Consider the following 2576-nt stretch of genomic DNA (forward strand, 5'->3'; position numbering starts at 1 on the left):
AGCGGTTCCAGCAGGCTCGTGAGAAACATCGTGCGGCGTTCAAGTTCGCGCGCTTCGCCTTCGGACGCACGGTCGAGCATGGTGGTGACGTCGCCGGTGGCTTCGCCCGAGCGGATCAAGTGCACCAGAACGGGCGGAAACGTCCGCGTGTTGCCCAGCGCGCGCGACAGCGACGTGCCTTCTCGCACACGGATGATCGCGTCGTCAACGTTCGCGCTCATCGCGCGGTTGCTCAGCGTTTCGCCCGCGGCTTGCAGGGCACGCAAAATCGGCACGCCGGCCGCGGTCAGGATCGCGAGCGTACTGGCAAAACGCACGGTGTTATAACCGCGTACGAGTTTGCCGAGCAGCGGCGCGGTGAGCAGCCATCGGTCGAACGCCATGCGCGGCCCGGGCCGCGCGAGCAGGCTCTTGATAATCCAGCTCAGCAGTGCCACGCCGATCAGCCCGGCCCACCACCAGTTCCGCACGAAGCCGGAGAGCGCCATCATCGCGATGGTGAGGAACGGCAGCGCCTGCTTCGTGCTGGCGAACACGTTCACCACTTGCGGCACCACGTAGCTCAGCAGGAACGTGACAATCCCGAATGCGATCAACGTGACGATCGCCGGATAGGTGAACGCGAGCACGATCTTCTGCTTCAGCGCGTTGCGTTGTTCGATGTAATCCGCAAGCCGCGACAGCACCAGTCCAAGCTTGCCGGTATGTTCCCCGGCCGCCACCAGCGCGCGATAAATCTCGGGGAAATCACGCGGATGTTCCGCCAGGGCATTCGCGAACGAATGGCCGCCGAGCACTTCGCCGCGGATGGCTGCCATCAACTCGCGAACGTAATCGCGCTCCGATTGGTCGGTCAGCACCGACAGCGTTTCGCCGAGCGGCAGACCCGCTGTCAGCAAGCTGGCGATTTGCCGCGTGAGAATGGCCTGCTCGCGTTGCGACAAGCGTTTTCCCAGCGATAACCGCTGTTTGCGCTCGCCCCGCGTGCGAGTAGCTGCCGCCTCGACCACCAGCGGCGTCAGCCCCTGCGTCCTTAGCTGGCTGCGGGCGGCACGGGCGCTGTCGGCATCGAGTACGCCTTTTTGCGACTTGCCCGCCTGATCGATTGCCTCAAAACGAAACGCCGGCATGGATGTTTAATCTCCGCCCGTCACGCGCAGCACTTCTTCCAGCGACGTTGCACCGGTCGCGAGCCACCGGTTTGCATCCTCGCGCAGCGTGCGCATTCCTTGATTGCGGCCGGCCGTCAATATTTCGGCATCCGATGCATTTCGATGAATCAGCGCGCGCAGCGGATCGTCGAGCAGCAGCAATTCGTACACGCCGCGACGCCCCGCATAACCCGAGTGGCCGCACTTGTCGCAACCGACCGCATGCCAATGAATGTGGCCATCTTCCGAGCGCTCTTCCTTGCATACCGGACACAACTGGCGCACCAGCCGCTGCGCCAGCACACCGAGCAATGACGACGCGAGCAGATACGGCTCGACGCCCATATCGGTGAGACGTGTGACCGCGGACGCCGCATCGTTCGTATGTAGCGTTGCCAGCACGAGGTGACCCGTCAGCGATGCCTGCACCGCGATCTGCGCCGTTTCCAGGTCGCGGATTTCCCCGATCATGATGATGTCCGGGTCCTGCCGCAGAATAGATCGCAACGCGCGCGCGAAGGTCATGCCAATGCGCTCGTTCACCTGCGTCTGACCGATCCCGCCGAGGTCGTATTCGATCGGATCTTCAACCGTCATGATGTTGGTGGTGGCCGTTTCGAGCCGTGACATCGCGGCATAAAGCGTGGTCGTTTTACCCGAGCCCGTCGGACCGGTCACCAGCACGATGCCGTGAGGACGGCCGATCAGCTTGTCGAAATGAACCAGCGTGTCGCGCGCCATTCCCAGCGTTTCAAGGTTCAGCCGCTGCGCATCTTTTTCCAGCAGACGCAGCACCGCGCGTTCGCCATGACCGGTCGGCAGCGTGGACACGCGTACGTCCACCGGCCTGCCGCCTACGCGCAGCGTAATGCGGCCATCCTGCGGCAACCGTTTTTCCGCGATATCCAGTTGCGCCATGATCTTGATACGCGAAATCAGCGCGCCATGCAGCGCCTTCTTCGGGCGCACGACGTCGCGCAAGGTGCCATCGACACGAAAGCGCACCACTGAAGACGTCTCGAACGGTTCGATATGAATATCCGATGCCTGTTCGCGCGCCGCCTGCGTCAGCAGCGCGTTGATCATGCGGATGATCGGTGCGTCGTCTTCCGATTCGAGCAAATCCTCTATTTCGGGAATGTCCTGCATCAGCCGCGATAGATCGACTTCGCCTTCCACTTCGCCCACGACCTGCGCCGCGCTGCCGTCATTGCGTGAGTACGCCGAATTGATCGCAGCCGACAGTTCGGCCACCGGCAAACGCACGATGGAAAGCGCGCCAAAGTTGCGGGCCACTTCAGCGAGTGCCGCATCGCTGGTTTTATCGCTGATCCACACTTCGATGCTGTCCGCGTGCTGGTGCGCCACCAGGATCTGTCCGGTCCGCGCGAACGCGTACGGGATCAGCCGTGCCGCGAGCGGCGA

General features: G+C 63.0%; 2 protein-coding genes. Both read right to left on the reverse strand.

Features of this window, described 5'->3' with window-relative positions:
• A partial coding sequence (gspF, locus tag JWR14_RS23105; RefSeq protein ID WP_299712498.1) for a type II secretion system inner membrane protein GspF occupies positions 1-1130 on the reverse strand: 1130 nt, incomplete at its 3' end.
• Between the two features lie 6 nt (positions 1131-1136).
• Positions 1137-2576 (reverse strand): type II secretion system ATPase GspE (gene gspE, locus JWR14_RS23110; protein WP_299712501.1); only part of this gene is annotated, 1440 nt, incomplete at its 5' end.

It is taken from the genome of Caballeronia sp., from assembly GCF_028292365.1.
Classification (GTDB): Bacteria; Pseudomonadota; Gammaproteobacteria; order Burkholderiales; family Burkholderiaceae; genus Caballeronia.